Genomic DNA, 17,687 nt, shown 5'->3' with positions numbered 1-17,687 from the left:
TCTTGGTGGGGTGATCTACATGACGCTCAGGAGATCCGTTCGCGCACGATGGGACCAGGGAGAGCCTCCACAATCGAGACACCCAGCCGAATGAGATCGGTATCGCCGTTGTATTCGTGTTCGGCGATGTGGTGCAGCAGAACGCCGAGCTGCTCCAATTGGCGGGCGACTTTCAAAGGGCCTGCATTGATGGGCGTGAAGCCAGCGTCTTCAATCAAACCGCGCGCGATGTCGCCTGCCTCCTGGTCGTCAGTTGCGTAGAAAACGTTAGGTTTGGTCGCCGAGGCAGACCAGGCAGCACCCTCCAACACTGGCGCCGCCAACAGGCTGAAGGCCTTGACCACCCGCGCACGCGGAAGACGGTTTTGCAGATACTCGGCAGTCGAGTTGTCACGCATGAAAGCATGGTCATGAAAGTGCACAAACTCGTTAGTGACGCCGAGCGGATTCATGGTTTCGATCACGATCTTGTCGTCGAGTGCGCTGCCAACCGCGTCGATCACTGCGTCTGCCCTGGGCCAGTAGACCGAGAACAAAACAGCTTCGCCAAATTGAGCCGCCTGCTCGAAGGTGCCATGGCGGGCCCGATCGCCAAGTTCGGCAAGCAACGGCGCAATCTTGCGATCCTCGCCGTCCTTGGCGAGCACCAACTGGTGATCCACAGCACCCCAAGTCCGCGCTAGTCTGCTGCCAAGATTCCCGGTGTTCAGTATTCCTATCTTCATTACAGCCCCTCTTTCTTACGGTGAAAGACATCACTGTAAGAAGGCATGGAAAATAGATAAATAGCATGTGGAACGACAGACTGTTGTCTATAGATACATCAGTTAATATCTAAGATAGGACCGGTGTGACTTTAAAAGAACCGGACGCCAGCTTTAAAGACGCCCGGTTTAGAACCATTACCCCTCGACGGTGTTCGCACTCGCCAGCTCTAGGAACAGAGCAATATGGATGGGCGGAAGACCTTCCAGCGTTCCTCCGATGGGAGACGGACTCTTGGTACTGCTGATCAACTGACGAGCTTGTTCTGGCGAAAGCGGTTTGCCGCGCTGACGGTAGACTTCTTTGGCCTTCTCCTCGGTCAAGCCTTCTGGAACCGCAGGCGCGTAGGGCCAGAAGTAAATCGGCGTGTTGGGTTCGATACGCCAACTGTCGGCGAGTGAACCCGCATCGACCACGTTGTATCCAACGGCCTCTATGAAACGCGTGATGATTTCCTTAGCAACGGCGTCGTTGCCAGCGATGGGCAAGGTGGTACGTTCTGCATCACCCTTTGGACGAGCGTTGTACTGCATGTGGATCCAGCCAATGTTATGGATACCTTTAACCACCTTCGCGTCTTTGAGGTGTTGCTGGACCAGTTCACTGGAAGTTAATTTGCCCTGATCGAGATCGGCCCGGCGAAAATCGCCCATGCCTGGGTAGTAATTGGTTTGATCGATAACCACCTTGCCAACGAACTTGTCGGCCGGCAGAGTTTTGAAGTTCGCAAGCGGAATGGCCAGCGAGACGACATCGCCCGAGGCGATGGCCTCTTCGACAGAGCCCGCACGAGCGAGAGGTCCAAGTTCCTTTACCAACTTGGAAAGGGACTTAGGGCCGCGGGAATTGCTGATCACGACCTTGTAGCCTGCTGCGACCGCAAGATGGGCTACTGCTTTGCCCACCAAGCCCGAGCCAATGATTCCGATCGTCTGGGTCATCTTGAATATTCCTTCTATGGGGTTTCGGCGGGACCCGCCGAGAGACATTCAGCACCCTGTAGTGCCTGGAGCGGACTTTAGATTCGATCGGTCCATTGATAAATGGAGCCTGAAGTTACAGACTGTTGTCCATGAACACATCAATTGATTTGCCGGAAATGAAAGTCTTCGTCGCCGTTGTCACCGATGGCTCTTTCACTACGGCGGCGGACCGACTTGGCACGGATAAAGCCCGAGTGAGTCGGATCGTCCGGCGCATGGAAGAAAAGCTCGGTGCACAATTGCTCATCCGCTCCACTCGGCGTCTGAGCGTAACTGAAGTGGGACGCGATTATTTCGAGCGGGCCATGTGCATCTTGACCGCCGCCGAGGCGGCTGAAGCGGCTGTGGCGCAACAATCTAGGGAGCCAAAGGGCCTGCTCAAAATCACGGCCGGATCTGAGTTCGGAACGATGGTTGTGGATCGCTGGATCGCCACGTTTCTGCGCCATTTCCCGAAGGTGACGGTGGAGGCGGAATACACCAACCGTTTGGTCGACATAATTCATGAAGGCTTCGATGTCGCTATTCGCGTCGGCAAGCTTGAAGATTCAGGACTGTCGGCGCGCAAACTGGGCGAGGTGTTCTATGGGCTGTACGCAACCCCGGAATACTTGAAGCAGGGACCGAGGATTAAAGCTGTCAGCGACCTGAAGCATCATGATCTGATCATGAAAACTATGCGCGGCCGCTCGAACTGGAGCTTGGTAAACGGCACGAACTCGGAGAAAGTCACTGCTGTTCCCCGGTGCGCCGTCAATAGCACGATCGCCGCAAAAAACCTGGCGCTTGAGGGGCTGGGAATCGCACAACTTCCACGCTTCATGGCTGAGCCACATGTCGCGGAAGGCAAGTTAGCTTGCGTGCTGTCCGGATGGGCGGAGATACCTGCGCCGGTCCACGCCGTATTCGCATCGAGCCGCTATATGGACCCCAAAGTACGCAGCTTTGTGGACCTGAGCTTAAGTGCGTTTTAGGGCAACGAGCGATAGTCCAGTGTGCGACTTAGCAACGTCAGTGCGACGCCGGCACTTTTTCCTCTAAACGCGTCATTTTGGAAATGAACTCCATTGGCATGAGCGATCGAACTCACCGTCTATCTCGGCACGTCTTAACAATAGGAGGCCAGTGATGCGGCTGCCATTTGGTCGGAAGGTGCCGCTCTCAAACGTCCGCTTTTGGCCGATAGCGGTCGCTTTTGAGGGTTCGCTAATAGCCGCTAGCTGACACTTGCAGTTAGTCTTTAGGGTTGCTTGATGTCGTTTTTTTTCTGACTCGCGGCTTGCGCTTGATCTCTGGCAGCTGGCGTATCTGAATCAACTGTTGTTCTAAAGTTTCTGCGCGGGCCAACTGCGCCGCAGTACGTTGCTCCGCTTGGCTGAGCTCGCTCTGGGCCGACTCCAACCTACGTCGCAAGTCGTCGCACCTGCGGTTGGCTACTTTTGATTCGCTTACTGCGGCTTTCGCCTCCTCCCTGGCCCGATCAACCTCACGGTGAGCCCGATCCTCAACGCCACGCAAATAGTTCTCCTGTGTTATTCGCTCCTGCTCGGCCTTGAGTCGTAGCGAGTGGAGTTCCTGTTGGAGAATTTGATTTTGACCCTGGGCATCGTTCCGCTCACGCTTCAAGACATCACGCTGTTGCTGGAGCTCTTCAATCTGGGCCTGCCGCTGCACCAACAGAAGGTCCAGGTCAGCCAAGCGAGATTCGGCCGTCTGACGCCCGGCCATTGCTTCTGAAACCTGTTGGCGCCCTTTTGCCAGATCCTGATGCGCTCTATCTTCAATTTCTGCGAGTCGCTCACGTTCGGCGTCCAGCACTTGGCGCTGCTCCGCTAAACCCTGTTCGGCGACGCTCTGCGCCAAGTGGATCGCCTGCTGCCACACAGCGATAAACGCCCGCGACACCTCACTAGGTAACGCCGGTAAACGGGTCTCCCCGCTCAGGCGTTCGGCCAAACGTGCCCACCAAATATCGAGGAGCCCACCGACTCTAGCCGGACTTCCCCTACCCAGTTCCAGGCGCACGCGCTCGACCGTCGGCCGCTCACCACGCGCCAGCACGGCGTCTGCAGCCGCGAATACGTCATTTTCCGGTACGCCTACCGCCATACTGCACCTCAGGCTATATTAGGTCTGATAATAGAACGTTATCCGACGTTATTTTCTGAATATTGGAATTATCATACGTTGAACGTATTAAATATTACAGATCAGTTGACACTGGTCGACGAAACGCCGCTGGACCCGCAATCCCTGGCGCTCCACGCCCAGGAAGCCGCGGCGGCGTTTATCGCCGCCGGCACCGCCGCCAATACCGTGCGCAGTTATCGCAGCGCCCTTGCCTACTGGTCGGCCTGGCTGCAGCTGCGTTATGGCCGGGCGCTGGGCGATGCCCCGCTCCCCGCGGCCGTGGCAGTGCAGTTTGTCCTCGATCATCTAGCGCGTCCGCTGGCCGACGGCGGCTGGGCGCATCTGTTGCCGCCCGGCATCGACGCCGCGTTGGTAGCCGCCCGGGTCAAGAGCAAGCCAGGGCCACTGGCGTTCAACACGGTCAGTCACCGGCTGGCGGTACTCGGCAAATGGCACCGAATCAATCAGTGGGACAGCCCGACCGAAGCGCCGGCTTTAAAAACCCTACTGCGCGAAGCACGCAAGGCGCAGGCACGCCAGGGTGTTAACGTGCGCAAGAAAACCGCGATCGTCCTCGAACCCTTGCAGGCATTGCTCTCCACCTGCGACGACAGCGTGCGCGGCATCCGCGATCGCGCCCTGCTGACGCTCGCCTGGAGTGGTGGCGGCCGGCGACGCTCCGAAGTGGTGGGGCTGCAAGTGGGCGATGTGCGCCGACTGGATGCCGACACCTGGCTCTATGCTCTGGGCACCACCAAGACCGACACCGGCGGTATTCGTCGTGAAAAGCCGCTGCGCGGGCCGGCGGCGGTGGCACTGGTCGCCTGGCTGACGGTGGCACCGGCCGAGTCCGGTCCGCTGTTTCGTCGCCTGTATAAAGGCGGCAAGGTCGGGATGACTGGCTTATCGGCTGACCAGGTGGCGCGCATCGTCCAGCGCCGGGCGAAGCTGGCTGGCCTGGAGGGCGATTGGGCAGCACACAGCTTGCGCTCCGGCTTTGTCACCGAAGCCGGGCGCCAGGGCGTGCCACTGGGTGAAGTGATGGCCATGACCGAACACCGCAGCGTGAGCACGGTGATGGGCTACTTTCAGGCGGGCCTGTTGCTGGATAGTCAAGCTACCAGATTGATGGGGGAAGGCTGACTGGGACATGACAGAAACTCTGTCTCGTTTTGACATTGCCTCGACTAAGCGTTGGCCCCCTCCCCCTGGCTCGCTCAGGTATCCCGCTGCGGCTTCTCAACCTGCTCACCATCTTCCATCTGCACTTCCCTCCGCACTTGCGCTAGGAGAGTTTCAAGACTCTGGCGAGAGTCCAGCATTAGAAAACTTTCAGCAATCAAAGTGATTGGGTGCACCTTTAGAACGGACGCAAGCTCGACCACTTTTTCCAGCGTAGGACACTTCATACCGCGCTCTAACGTACTCAGATAGGTTCGACTGCTGACTTCAGAGAAATCCTCTTGAGTCAAACCGTGTTGCTGGCGGCGAGTCTTTAGGGCGCGGCCGAAGGCTTGTTTCATATCCATTTGTGCAGTTCACAAAAGGAATAATGAGGCCCTTTATGAATACTTTAGGGCTACAATCTATAGTGTTCATTTTCATCGATTGTGATTGGCATCCATAAGGCCTGACTGAATCAGCGAGCTTGTGTAACTGGGCCGAAGTGATCCCAGCAGGCGGCTCACGACTTGTGCTATCAGTGAGTCAGTTGGGCTTCAATGGCCCTCCGTTAGCAGGAGTCAAGCGGAAAACGACAAAGTACCGCGAGCTGGGTCGTGATTGAATCCTATAGAGCTACAGCCTATAGTGCGCATTCGTCGATTGCATGTCAGTGACTAACCGATCTGAATGAGGAATTAAATGCGCTTTCAAGACGATTTCACCCGTGAAGGTCGATGCCGGAGGGTCAAATCTTTGAACCGCTCGGTCGAAATCAAGATGGTGCATTGGCTGGAGCGTTGGCTGCTTGAGGGGAACATGGTGATCTGCCGGCAGTGTGGTGGTTGGCAAAACATAAGGGAGTCTGGCGCGCCCTTTCTAGGACGGCACAAAGCCGGCTGCGCGCTCTCCGATAACGTTTCTCAGGTACCGCTTGGCGAACTCGCAGAAATATTAACTGGTTGGCATTTTATATTGATAGATGACGAATAGTTCCAATGACGAAGTACGTATCCGCATGAGATATATCTCATCATCGCTTATCATCGGTTGTTCAGCTTTTAGATTATGTGGCGATGTGCAGAAAACCACATGTCAACACAACCCTCCTTATGATCGCTAAAGCATTGTCTGATGCGATGTAGCTGTGCCATTGCCCGTCCTTTTAAATCGTCTCGTACATCCTTCGCCGACATGCCTACGTTGAAATAGTCTTTTACTCCCCCTATCGCCGCTTAGCCTACCTGCCGGCGGCGCTCAGCCGCGAGCGTTAAGAGAAATCTGACGAAATGCACGGCGGGAGTTGCCAGATAGCACTATACACTTGTAAGTGCTGTACTAGAGCGGTCTAGCCTGTTCGTCACATCGCCGCCAACCATACAATGTGCCAGGCCATAGTATTCTGGTTAATTTTTCATCGTACAATATTATAAGACGTAGAAAACGCCGGAACCCATCAACCTGAGCACTTGCTCATTCCTGTCTCTAATGACATCGTAAGTTACCCATTGACTTTGTCGCTGGCAGAAAAAAATGAGTGAAAAAATAATAAGCGCAGGCTCAAAAATATTGCATGACGGGCAGATCTGGGAAGTCACTGCATGGCTGAGCTCCGACAGACTTCAGATCAAGAAATCGAACAGAGAGCAAAAAAACATAAGCCCAGATCAAATCACTACAGTTATTGATCAGGCCTTGTTAGAGAAATCTTTACAAATCGCAGAGCCTGATTTGGTATCGTTTACTGAAAAGCAGCTCGCTGACGCGGAGCGAAAATATGATGCACTCTCTCGACACCTTAATGGCGACCCGGAACTGTCGACTATTGAAACCCTTGCCTTAGAGTTAGGCCACAGCAAATCTTACACGTACGTTTTATTAAGAAAATTTTGTACTGGAACGTTAATTTCTTTGGTAAGTGAGCAGCGCGGCCGAAAGCGCGGCACCAAACTGCTTGGGGACGAAGTCGAGCAAATTATCAAGGAGGCAATAGATGCAAGTTCTGGAGCGGGCAGCAGCGTACGAGCGATCGCTCGGAAAGTTAGGGAAAAGTGTGAGAGCAGCAAGCTTCCGACACCATCAATTAAGGCAATTTATCTTAGGATAAAAGACAGGCCCGAACGAGAAAATACGAAACGCATATTTGGTTCAAAGAAGGCGGCGCAAGATCATGCAGTTCGTGGGCAAAAAAAACAGACATCCAAGCCGTTAGAATTGGTACAAATAGATCACTGCATTGTCGACATAGTTATCGTGGACTCAGTGCATCGAAGACCTATAGGACGGCCATGGCTGACGATTGCAATTGATGTTCACACTCGCAGCGTACTTGGCTTCTATCTAAGTCTCGATCATCCATCCGCCCTCTCCAATGCACTGTGCTTGATCCATTGCATTTCCCCAAAAAACCTTTGGCTCACTGAACTAAATCTATCGAACATTATCTATCCTATGTTTGGTTTGCCTAAACGGATTCATGTCGACAACGGTAAAGACTTTCGATCAAGAGCATTTGCATACGGCTGCAAAGAATACAAAATAAAATTGACCTTTCGTCCTCCAGGCTCTCCACACCATGGCGCTCATATTGAACGTTACATAGGAACGCTGATGCGCTCCATGCGTGGAGTTATCGGCTCTACCCTTTCCAGCGTAGCCGATAAGAAACGCTATTCAAATCTCAAAGAGCCAGGGATGACTTTTACGGAGTTGCGCGATTGGTTGATTGAACAAATCGGAATTTATCATATGACAGAGCACTCAGAGCTAGGCTGCTCGCCACTCTACAAATGGGAGCAAGCATTCAAGCAAACTGCTCAAGGTGTTTCCGCACCCGCACTAATCACAGACAGAAAAAAATTTTTTATCGATTTTTTACCTTACAGATCTGGCACGATTCAACGGGGTGGAGTTGAAATAAATACAATTCAGTATTATGCCCACACACTTAAGCGCTACAGCATAAAAAAACAGTGCATTATAAAATATAACCCTGCCTCCATAAAGAATGTATGGGTAAAACCAGCCGGCGATGATGAATATATCGAGTGTGGGTATGCAGATTTGAGTTTGCCCGACAGTTCGCTTGCGGAGTATAAGGCAGCCAGAAAGACTCTTTCTAACAGCAGTCGAGAGCGGATCCCTCCAAGCATCGTATTCGCCGCGATACAACGAAATGAACAGCGAGTATCCGACGCTGCGAAACTCACCAGTAAAGAACGACGCGCTCAAGAAAAGAAAAGACAGAAAGGAAACGTACACTATAAGCTACAAACTGACACAAAAGGCATAAGTGCAATTGACTATAGTCGACCACCAAAAACTTATGACGTAGAGTGATCATAATGGAAGACAATTTCTCGCATTTAAGCCAAGCCTGTAAAATATTAATGGAAGGGCCTGACGCCGCTAGAATTGATTTTATTCATCATGATCGGTGGATCAATCACGAAATCGGTTCGCAGATTCGAAAAAAGATTAACTCATCCTTATTTTTACCGCAAAATTCGCAAGCCCTGTGTATGCTAATTATTGGAATTGGGGGCGCCGGAAAATCGAGCTTGCTTGATCGCGTGATCAAAGATTGTGAGACGTGGGCTCAGCGCCGCGGTGAGCCCTTACCCTATCTACAATTAACACTCCCTCCCGAACCTACGCTAAAGACCACTATCAACGCGTTGTGCGAAACGTTCGATCTGACTGCGTCTTACGCCTCTAAAGGCAGCCTCCCGGTGCAGTTCCAGTTCCTTCTAAAAACCAAAAAAATTAGGGGGTTGTTCATCGACGAGTTCAACCATGTACTGGCAGCAAATAGAATGGAAGTAAGAAAACTTCTCAATTTTTTCAAAAATCTATCTGGCCCTCCCTGGTCTCTCGATTTAATTGCTTTCGGAACAAATGAGGCGATGCACGCTGTAAAAATGGACATACAATTATCCAGTCGATTCCAGATATTTGAAATACCGCTTTGGTCTGCAGATGAAGAATTTCGAGCATTTCTCGCTACATATGAAAAATACTTGCCCCTGGCTAGGCCGTCCAATCTGGCTTCGCGAGAGATCGTAACGTATCTGACGAAGAAACTTGATCCAACCACCCGAAACATCATAAATCGTCTAAAGTGGGCAGCCATGACAGCCGTGGTTGAAGGAGCAGAGTGCATCACCTTGGACATTCTGGACCGTTCAGAAACATTACCTGACTTACTATCGGTCTACGAAAATGAATCAGATATTTAGCGGAATGCTTCGCCCATTGTCTGGTGAGATTTTCAGTTCTTGGTTATTAAGGGGGATAAAGACCGGCGATGAAAAATTAACTGTAGCCGCCGGCATTCTAGAGCATCACGAAATAAATGATCCTGATGTTGATCAAATGAATGAAACAATTGGTTTGCTGCTTGAGCCTCTTGGATGCAGCAGACAAACCCTTCTTCATTTATTCCCAGCTCCATTTCTTTGGCTGCCACCTCAGAGCTATCGCACAAAGTATTGTGCTTCTTGTCTGGCCCAGGATTTTTCAACCGGGCATCTCGCGTACAGGACCCTCTGGCTGCATCGATGGATGGTGGGATGCCCTATCCACTTACACCCTCTGTCGTTCGTCGAACACCCTGTCACTAGTACTAATCAAACACTTAAATTTGGACTTTTAGCTGTCGCATCAGGAAATACGCATTGGGAAAAATTTGCGTTTCGAGATATGTTGCGAGCGTCCTCTATCCGGCCAGAATTGGGTTGCTTCCTGATTGCTTTATATTTTCAACGATGGTTGATATCCAGCTTCAAAGGGGAATCATGTACTTTGCCGACCGGGGAGCGTGTTGAGCACGTGCACTTCCTTCAAATCCTAGAAGCTGCGTCATTAACATTGCTTGACCCGAATCTCCCAAACAATTCACATACGAACTCCTCTCTTCACCAGAGTTTCTCTAAAAAGCAATTTGTATTAGACAGTAAAACTGGCACGAGCAAAATCTCCATTCATGATTTGGCGCGTTACGATCCTCTACACATTTCCACCCTCTTCGCCATTGCCGGGTTATTTTTTCAAATACCAGCCTGCGTCTCAACCTGGAAAGCTTTGAAGAAGAACCCGATATACCAGTCTTCGTTGCCGCAAATATTTTTCTTGGAAGAGAAGAAGAAACTTGATTCTGCGATTGTCGACATGCTGCGTTCTCAGAACAATCCATTTACATATTTGGTAGAGGAATGGATTAACAGACCTAGTCCTGGGCAATTAAGACCCCGCCCTTTCTCATTTATGCACCGATGACCTAAGATCATGGGGTAAAATAAAATGGACAGGATCCACTCAGCTCTTAGCAAAAGTCACGATAATTGTGGCGCGCCCCATTATTACTTGATGATCGGAAAAATAATAAAGTTATACTTGGCTCCATTTTCTAGTGCTAGCCAGGTTACAATGATTAGTATTCTAAAAAGAATTTCCCGTGATATAGGCTTCGGCCACTTATCTATCGAAAGGACTCCTTGGTCTGCTATAGATATCACCGTCGTAAGATCACTTGTTGAAAAGTGGGGCATGGAACTTTCCCCTGCAACGCTAAAGATTTACATGTTTGCGCTCCGAGAAATTTCTCGCTGTTGTTTTTTGGAGGGGGCAATTGACAATCTTCAATATTCCGACATCGAGTCATTTCGACTCGAATCTCTAGAGGATCGTGGATGCAGCGGTCATTACGTAAGTTTTGAGGAGCGTGAAAAACTAATATACAGCTGTATGTCAGATGATCGAAAAAGCATTGGCTTACGTGATCATGCAGCTCTTGCACTTTTGTTTAGCGCTGCGCTTCGGCGCACGGAGGCGATAAAACTAAAATTCAGTGATATTGAGTTTGACTCCGCAACTTTGGTTGTTAGGAAGGAGGACTCTTTGGAATCCGTACGATATTTGGAGGCCTGGGCGGTAATTGCTTTAAAAAAGTGGCTTGACGTTACTCGTGAATACCCAAATGCTGGATCAAATATCATCCAGCGAATCAATAAAAATGGGGATGCTGTAGGAGATATTGGAATTTCAGGTCTATACAAGATTTTACAAACTAGGTGTTTGTTGGCTCATGTTGAATGTATATCTCCGCAGGATGCTCGATATACTCGCTGCAAAGATCTGATAAAACAACATGGATTGAGCCATGCTAGTCAAGCGCTGGGGCATAAAAGCATTTTAACCACTGAAAGGTATATATCACGTTAGTTCTGGTACTGCTGATTTTTACGGCCACGCATACGCTTCCCCCTAAATGTCCCTTGGAACCATAATTCTCAGTTCTCGGGTAGGTAATTGAATTCCGATAGCCGGATCCTATGCCCCTCCGGCTCAAACCAAGGCTATTCGAAACCCGCAGCATCCGAACTAGGGATCAGTTGATCCCTCGCTCGTTTGAGCCTTGAGTGCCCCCGCTGCAATGAGGCGGCAGTTCGCAATTGATTGTCCTGCTTCATCGGTCACCCCGTCCAGGTAGGTAAGGGAACGACACGTGGCAATCCGTGGTGAAGAGCAACGGTGCCACGTCGAACTGTGCTAATGCTCAGCGTGCATGCAAAATTGCGTCAACAAAGTGATCCAGAGATGTGTAAGTGCTTCGACCCTGCCGGTCGAGCCAGTTACCGTACATACCGAATGCCGAGGGTCCTTCGCAGTCACAACGCTTTGAATCACCGACCATCCAGGCGTCGGCCGGCGACACCGCTAGCTGTTGCGTCACGTGCCGGTAGATGTCAAACGAGGGCTTGATAGCCCCCACGGCAAAACTGTAGCTGTAGCCGTCCAACCCTGGATAGAGGCGTTCGATGGCCGCGGCATAGGGTTTCGCCAAATTGGAGCACACCCCGACTTTTAAACCCGCGGCTTGGAGCTGTCGCACTGCGCGCAGTCCATCTGGATACGCTTGGATATCGTCCAGCTCACTACACAGATCGTATTCCCAAAGTGCCATCAGATCTGGATCAATCTGAATTCCAAAAAATTTGGCGGCTTGGCGCAAGTCTAATGGCAGTGACAATAGCGCCTCCGCATCCGTAGGTTGCGGCCGTCGACCTTGTTCAATCCCAAGTTTGAAGAGTTTCCGATAAGGGTGTGTGCCTTCGCTGATTTTTACCAAGGTACCAAAGGCATCAAAAATTGCGGCCAAAACAGGCATAAAGAACGTTACCTCGGGGGGGGGGGGGGCAACCGTTTGCGATGCGTGGGATTGATGAACAACCCACCAGGTAAGCCTCATGTCTATTTATTCAGAACAATCTAACGTTTGATCATGGTGTGGGCCGACGGCTTGGGTGCCCTTTTTGCCTGCTAATGGCCCTAAGGGCTCAAGCGAGGCATGGTCTGATTGCAGGTGGGCGATCAGCCGAAGATCAGTGCAATTGGAGCTTCCGAATCGGCGTTTCCTCAACTCAAAGGTCCGTTGTAGAAGCCTTGTGCGATGTTTGTTGAGGGGGCAAATTATTATCTTACGCATCACATTTTCCTCGGTCGCCATTGCTCTGGCTATCTTGAAAACGGTCGAGAGCTACGCTTTTTCGTCCATTTTTTGATAACTGAGAAAGACAGTGCTCTCTGGTGATCTTCGTGACGAATCGACCATCAGGATGTTAGCGCTGATGCGATTTTGAACCAAGCAGCTGATGTTACTGACCCACTTACGGCATCGAAAAACACCCGCACGTCCATTCATTTTTCCGTATTAGCGTGCGTCAATGAATTCCGGTAGATCCGTTCGATAGCATCAGCGCAAAAGATAGCCGGAGACTTGGCGGAAACACAGCTACAGGGAAGAAAACGGAGCTTATCGGTAAATCGTAAAATGCTTCAGCACAGATCTTTAAAAACAATAATTTGTGAAAATAGCCTTTTAAAAAGTGGAAAATGTGCACATTTTTATGTCTCTTCGACGTTGGTTTATTATTTTAATTATAAAAATCAAAGAGTTGATGATTATTTTTTTTAAGGTTTGCCGACACCTGAACCCGGCTGATCCACCTCGGCAATCAGCTAAACAATTTATAGATCTCAGAAACCACCTGCATCGTAGCGCCTTCGATCGTTCCTTCATTACGGCACAAAACCCAGCCGTGATCCGCAGCCGCTTGCTCGAACATCTCCGTACACGCGACATGCTCGGCGTGCTTCTGAATCACAGTACCGCCCAGTCCTCTGGATCGTGCCGTTGCCCTGGCCCATGAAACATCCGGCGTGGTGACGACTCCGACATGCAGGTCTGGGACCTGCACGTTTTGCTCGATATTCAACTGGAGAATCTCTGCAAACGGGACGGTATGGCGAAACGCGGCGTCAGACGGATACCAGCGATCGATCAAGACAATGCTGCCCAGCGGCTGCTTAGTCAGCACGTGCCGGGAGATCCAGCTCCGGCTATCAGCAAAGCGCTGACACACAGCCCACTCCAGATCCCGGGAGGGATTTCTGGCAAGTTCGTTAACGAGGGCCATGGTGGCACCCCGGTACGGATCGCTTTTTCTCTCGCAAAGCCGGATGACTTTCTTGTTGTCGGCCCTCAGTACTGCCGTAACGGCTTCCAATAATGTGGTTTTGCCAGTTCCTTTTGGCCCATCCAGAGAAATAAACAGCGGACGATTCATTTTTCACACAACGATTGAGGCATTGGCGACCACTCTATCCTCATTTCTGCAATTCAATCAGCTCATCCCTGCCCTTTGCCTAGACTTGCTTCCCAATGATGTTCGCCAGACCTTTTGACTGCCAGGGAATCACATAAGGAGCCACCCCATGTCAAAGCTATATCCCGGAATCGATCCTGAAGGGCTTATCGAGTACTCAGTGGTTTACACCGACCGCTCGCTCAATCACATGTCGCAGTCCTTTCAAGCGGTGATGAGGAACATTTCCCAGACCCTGAAACAGGTTTACAGCGCCGAGGCGGTTGCGGTGGTTCCGGGCAGCGGCACATTCGGCATGGAAGCGGTGGCACGCCAGTTCGCCACCGGCCAGCAATGTCTGGTGATACGCAACGGCTGGTTCAGCTATCGCTGGAGCCAGATCCTTGAGACGGGCAACATCCCGGCGGCCACTACGGTACTGAAAGCCCGACCGGTCGAAACGGGTCGCCAGGCTGCCTACGCCCCGCCACCTCTGGACGAAGTGCTGGCAGCCATTGCGGCTTCGAGGCCGCAGATTGTCTTCGCCCCCCACGTTGAAACCTCATCAGGGATTATCCTGCCCGACGAGTACTTGCGGGCCGTCGGCGACGCCGTGCACGCGGTAGGTGGTTTGTTCGTGCTGGACTGCATCGCTTCCGGCACGCTTTGGGTTGATATGCACAAATGCGCCGTCGACCTGCTGATCAGCGCACCGCAGAAAGGCTGGAGCGCCTCCCCTTGCTGCGCTCTGGTGATGTTCAGTGCTCTGGCCCTCGAACGCATCGAGCAGACGCAAAGCACCAGCTTCGCCTGCGACCTGAAAAAGTGGCTGCAGATCATGCAGGCCTACGAACAGGGCGGGCATGCCTACCATGCGACCATGCCCAGCGATTCCCTCGCGCGGTTCAACGATGTAATGAAAGAGACGCAAGCCTACGGTTTCGACAGGATCCGCGACGACCAGCAGGTTTTGGGTGATCGGGTGCGCGCCATGTTGACCGGCAAAGGCTTTAAAAGCGTGGCCGCAGCCGGTTTTCAGGCCCCAGGCGTCGTGGTGAGCTACACCGATGATGCCGATATCAAAAACGGTAAGAAGTTTGCCAACCACGGCCTGCAGATCGCCGCCGGGGTGCCGCTGCAATGCGATGAACCGGCCGACTTCCAGACTTTCCGTATCGGTCTGTTCGGACTCGAAAAGCTGCACAACATCGAGCGTACGGTCAGCACCCTTGAGCAGGCACTGGATGAGGTGATGATTAGCTAAGCCCTCACCTCGCCCGCAGCCAATACCGTTCCCGCCGATTCTGTCCGGCGGGAACCACCAAGCCTGAACAACCTGTCATAAATTCCATATCCGCTGGCAAATAGAAGACTTTTCCACCGTTCCAATAGCCGCTGAGGATCCGCAATGACAAGGCCAGCGTCGATTCGTCGCACCATTTAGCGCCAAAACCCCTTTCATTCTGAATTAGTGATTTAACTAGGTAGTTACCTAACTATATAATGCCCTCCTCATTTCAACGGGACATTCAACGTGAAGCAGAGTCAACGCCTCTCGGGCATATCAACATTCATTCTGGTCGGGCTGGGCGTGATCATCGCCCTGCTCGGCCTGGCACTGGCCGCTGGCGGTGTGAAATTGGTCAGCCTGGGAGGCTCCTGGTACTTCCTGGTGGGTGGTCTGGCGATGGCCATTTCCGGTCTGCTGATTGCACGCCGCAAGCCCGCCGGCGCCTGGCTGTTCGCGGCGTTCCTGCTGGGGACGGCGATCTGGGCAGTCATCGACGCAGGGCTGGTGTTCTGGCCGGTGTTCTCGCGTCTGTTCATGTTCAGCGCCGTGGGCCTGGTGGTCGCACTGGTCTATCCACTGCTTAAACGCGCCAATGGCGACGTTGCGGGCCGTGGTGCCTACGGTGTTGCCGCTGTTCTGGCGGTTGGATTGGCGGTAGCTGCCGGCAACATGTTCGTCGCGCACCCGACCGTCGCCCCTACCGGTACTGGCCCGGGCCTGACGCCGGTCGAGCCGGAAAAGGCGCAGAAAGACTGGGCGCACTACGGTAATACCGAAGGCGGCAGCCGCTTCGCCGCGCTGGACCAGATCAATCGCAGCAACGTCGACAAGTTGAAAGTCGCGTGGACCTACCACACCGGCGACATCGCCGAGAGCGACGGCAACGGCGCCGAAGACCAGCTGACTCCGCTGCAGATCGGCAACAAAGTCTTCATCTGCACCCCGCACAACAACCTGATCGCACTGGATGCCGATACCGGCAAAGAGCTTTGGAAAAACGCGATCAACGCTCAATCCAAAGTCTGGCAGCGTTGCCGTGGCATGGCGTATTTCGACGCCAGCGCCGCCGTCGCCAAACCGGCCAGCTCGCCTGTGACCGATACCCCGGCCGCTCCTGCCGCCAACTGCACACGCCGTCTGCTGACCAACACCATCGACGCCCGCCTGATCGCGGTCGATGCCGACACCGGCGAGTTCTGCCAGGGTTTCGGCAACAACGGCCAGGTCGATCTGAAGGCCGGTCTGGGTGATGTTCCGGACAGCTACTATCAATTGTCCTCCGCGCCGCTGATGGCCGGCACCACCGTGGTGGTTGGCGGTCGTGTGGCCGACAACGTGCAAACCGACATGCCGGGCGGCGTGATCCGTGGTTTCGACGTGATGACCGGTGCCATGCGCTGGGCGTTCGACCCGGGCAACCCGCAGGATAAAAAGGCACCGGCAGACGGCAGCACCTACGTGCGCAGCACGCCGAACAGCTGGGCGCCGATGTCCTATGACCCGGCGACCAACACGATCTTCCTGCCGATGGGCAGTTCGTCCACCGACATCTATGGTGTCGAGCGCAGCAAACTGGATCACACCTACGGCGCTTCGATCCTGGCGCTGGACGCCAACAGCGGCGAAGAAAAGTGGGTTTACCAGACCGTACACAACGATCTCTGGGACTTCGACCTGCCGATGCAGCCAAGCCTGATCGACTTCACCAAGGACGGTAAAACCGTGCCGGCGGTGGTGATCGGCACCAAGGCCGGGCAGATTTACGTGCTCGACCGCGCCACCGGCAAACCGTTGACCGAGGTTAAAGAAGTACCGGTCAAGGCGTCGAACATTCCGAACGAACCCTACTCGCCAACCCAGCCGAAATCGGTCGGCATGCCGCAGATCGGTGCCCAGCACCTGACCGAATCGGACATGTGGGGCGCCACGCCGTACGACCAGTTGCTGTGCCGGATCGATTTCAAGTCGATGCGTTACGACGGTCTGTACACCGCGCCGGGTACTGACAAATCCCTGAGTTTCCCGGGTTCTTTGGGCGGCATGAACTGGGGCAGCATCTCGACTGACCCGGTACACGGCTTCATCTTCGTCAACGACATGCGCCTGGGTCTGTGGATTCAGATGATCCCGTCGCAGAACACAGGCAAGGCAACCTCTGGTGGCGAAGCGTTGAACACCGGTATGGGCGCCGTGCCGCTGAAAGGCACGCCTTACGCAGTGAACAAAAACCGCTTCCTGTCGGTCGCCGGTATTCCGTGCCAGGCCCCGCCGTTCGGTACCCTGACCGCCATTGACATGAAAACCCAGAAAGTCGCCTGGCAAGTTCCGGTCGGCACCGTTGAAGACACAGGTCCCCTGGGCATCCGCATGCACCTGCCGATCAAGATCGGTCTGCCAACCCTCGGCGGCACGCTGTCGACCCAGGGCGGCCTGATCTTCATCGCCGGCACCCAGGACTTCTACCTGCGCGCGTTCAACAGCGGCAACGGTGAAGAAGTCTGGAAAGCGCGTCTGCCAGTCGGCAGCCAAGGCGGCCCGATGACGTATGTGTCGCCGAAAACCGGCAAGCAATACGTGGTCATCACCGCCGGTGGTGCTCGTCAGTCGACCGACCGTGGCGACTACGTGATGGCGTACGCTCTGCCGTAAACCGCAGCGCCCTCCTTCACTTCACTTGTGCGCGGCACCTTCGGGTGCCGCGTCGTTTCATGT

15 protein-coding genes are annotated in these 17,687 nt (G+C 53.2%); 9 read left to right on the top strand and 6 right to left on the bottom strand.

From position 1 onward, the window contains the following. Positions 1-26: 26 nt before the first annotated feature. Positions 27-725, bottom strand: a complete 699-nt coding sequence (locus tag AC0R79_RS15430) for an NADPH-dependent F420 reductase (protein WP_474730375.1) — start codon at positions 723-725, stop codon at positions 27-29. A 177-nt stretch (positions 726-902) separates the two neighbouring features. Beyond that, positions 903-1,706: an NADPH-dependent F420 reductase gene (locus AC0R79_RS15425; protein ID WP_474730373.1), complete on the bottom strand. Its 804-nt coding sequence runs from the start codon at positions 1,704-1,706 to the stop codon at positions 903-905. A 131-nt stretch (positions 1,707-1,837) separates the two neighbouring features. Between AC0R79_RS15425 and AC0R79_RS15420 the strand changes: the two genes are divergently transcribed. Then, positions 1,838-2,722 carry a LysR family transcriptional regulator gene (locus tag AC0R79_RS15420; RefSeq protein WP_474730371.1) on the top strand — a complete coding sequence of 295 codons (885 nt, stop codon included), beginning with the start codon at positions 1,838-1,840 and terminating at the stop codon, positions 2,720-2,722. 259 nt (positions 2,723-2,981) lie between these two features. On the opposite strand, the gene AC0R79_RS15415 is transcribed toward AC0R79_RS15420, so the two are convergent. Beyond that, positions 2,982-3,857 carry a DNA-binding protein gene (locus AC0R79_RS15415; protein WP_474730370.1) on the bottom strand — a complete coding sequence of 292 codons (876 nt, stop codon included), beginning with the start codon at positions 3,855-3,857 and terminating at the stop codon, positions 2,982-2,984. A 78-nt stretch (positions 3,858-3,935) separates the two neighbouring features. On the opposite strand from AC0R79_RS15415, the gene AC0R79_RS15410 reads away from it, so the two are divergent. Next, positions 3,936-5,021, top strand: a complete 1,086-nt coding sequence (locus tag AC0R79_RS15410) for a site-specific integrase (RefSeq protein ID WP_474730368.1) — start codon at positions 3,936-3,938, stop codon at positions 5,019-5,021. 74 nt (positions 5,022-5,095) lie between these two features. Here the strand turns inward: AC0R79_RS15410 and AC0R79_RS15405 are convergent, their stop codons facing one another. After that, the gene (locus AC0R79_RS15405; RefSeq protein WP_474730367.1) at positions 5,096-5,407 is read right to left on the bottom strand and encodes a helix-turn-helix domain-containing protein; all 312 of its coding nucleotides are present in this window, start codon (positions 5,405-5,407) and stop codon (positions 5,096-5,098) included. Positions 5,408-5,741: 334 nt separating this feature from the next. Between AC0R79_RS15405 and AC0R79_RS15400 the strand changes: the two genes are divergently transcribed. The 5 genes from AC0R79_RS15400 to AC0R79_RS15380 all read left to right on the top strand — a co-directional run bounded on the left by AC0R79_RS15400 (position 5,742) and on the right by AC0R79_RS15380 (position 11,261). Beyond that, on the top strand, positions 5,742-6,032 hold the full coding sequence (locus tag AC0R79_RS15400; protein ID WP_474730365.1) for a hypothetical protein: 291 nt from the start codon (positions 5,742-5,744) through the stop codon (positions 6,030-6,032). A gap of 540 nt (positions 6,033-6,572) precedes the next feature. Further along, complete coding sequence (locus tag AC0R79_RS15395) at positions 6,573-8,378, top strand: transposase (protein WP_474730363.1); 1,806 nt, start codon at positions 6,573-6,575, stop codon at positions 8,376-8,378. A gap of 5 nt (positions 8,379-8,383) precedes the next feature. Further along, positions 8,384-9,277: a TniB family NTP-binding protein gene (locus AC0R79_RS15390; RefSeq protein ID WP_474730361.1), complete on the top strand. Its 894-nt coding sequence runs from the start codon at positions 8,384-8,386 to the stop codon at positions 9,275-9,277. Beyond that, positions 9,261-10,316 (top strand): TniQ family protein, encoded by a 1,056-nt coding sequence (locus tag AC0R79_RS15385; protein ID WP_474730359.1) that lies wholly within the window; start codon positions 9,261-9,263, stop codon positions 10,314-10,316. Before AC0R79_RS15390 ends, AC0R79_RS15385 begins: the two co-directional genes overlap by 17 nt. Positions 10,317-10,586: 270 nt before the next feature. Further along, the gene (locus tag AC0R79_RS15380) at positions 10,587-11,261 is read left to right on the top strand and encodes a tyrosine-type recombinase/integrase (protein WP_474730357.1); all 675 of its coding nucleotides are present in this window, start codon (positions 10,587-10,589) and stop codon (positions 11,259-11,261) included. A 334-nt stretch (positions 11,262-11,595) separates the two neighbouring features. Here the strand turns inward: AC0R79_RS15380 and AC0R79_RS15375 are convergent, their stop codons facing one another. Together AC0R79_RS15375 and AC0R79_RS15370 are read right to left on the bottom strand one after the other, a co-directional pair. Further along, complete coding sequence (locus AC0R79_RS15375; RefSeq protein ID WP_474730355.1) at positions 11,596-12,207, bottom strand: HAD family hydrolase; 612 nt, start codon at positions 12,205-12,207, stop codon at positions 11,596-11,598. A gap of 847 nt (positions 12,208-13,054) precedes the next feature. After that, complete coding sequence (locus tag AC0R79_RS15370; RefSeq protein WP_474730353.1) at positions 13,055-13,666, bottom strand: dTMP kinase; 612 nt, start codon at positions 13,664-13,666, stop codon at positions 13,055-13,057. Positions 13,667-13,814: 148 nt separating this feature from the next. Between AC0R79_RS15370 and AC0R79_RS15365 the strand changes: the two genes are divergently transcribed. Both AC0R79_RS15365 and AC0R79_RS15360 read left to right on the top strand, forming a co-directional pair. Next, positions 13,815-14,948 carry a pyridoxal-phosphate-dependent aminotransferase family protein gene (locus AC0R79_RS15365; RefSeq protein WP_474730351.1) on the top strand — a complete coding sequence of 378 codons (1,134 nt, stop codon included), beginning with the start codon at positions 13,815-13,817 and terminating at the stop codon, positions 14,946-14,948. A gap of 270 nt (positions 14,949-15,218) precedes the next feature. Continuing rightward, positions 15,219-17,624: a glucose/quinate/shikimate family membrane-bound PQQ-dependent dehydrogenase gene (locus tag AC0R79_RS15360; protein WP_474730349.1), complete on the top strand. Its 2,406-nt coding sequence runs from the start codon at positions 15,219-15,221 to the stop codon at positions 17,622-17,624. Positions 17,625-17,687: the final 63 nt, after the last annotated feature.

This window comes from Pseudomonas sp. HD57-3 (assembly GCF_056113135.1).
Note: the sequence above shows the minus strand (reverse complement) of the source record. Positions and strands in the feature narration are given on the sequence as shown.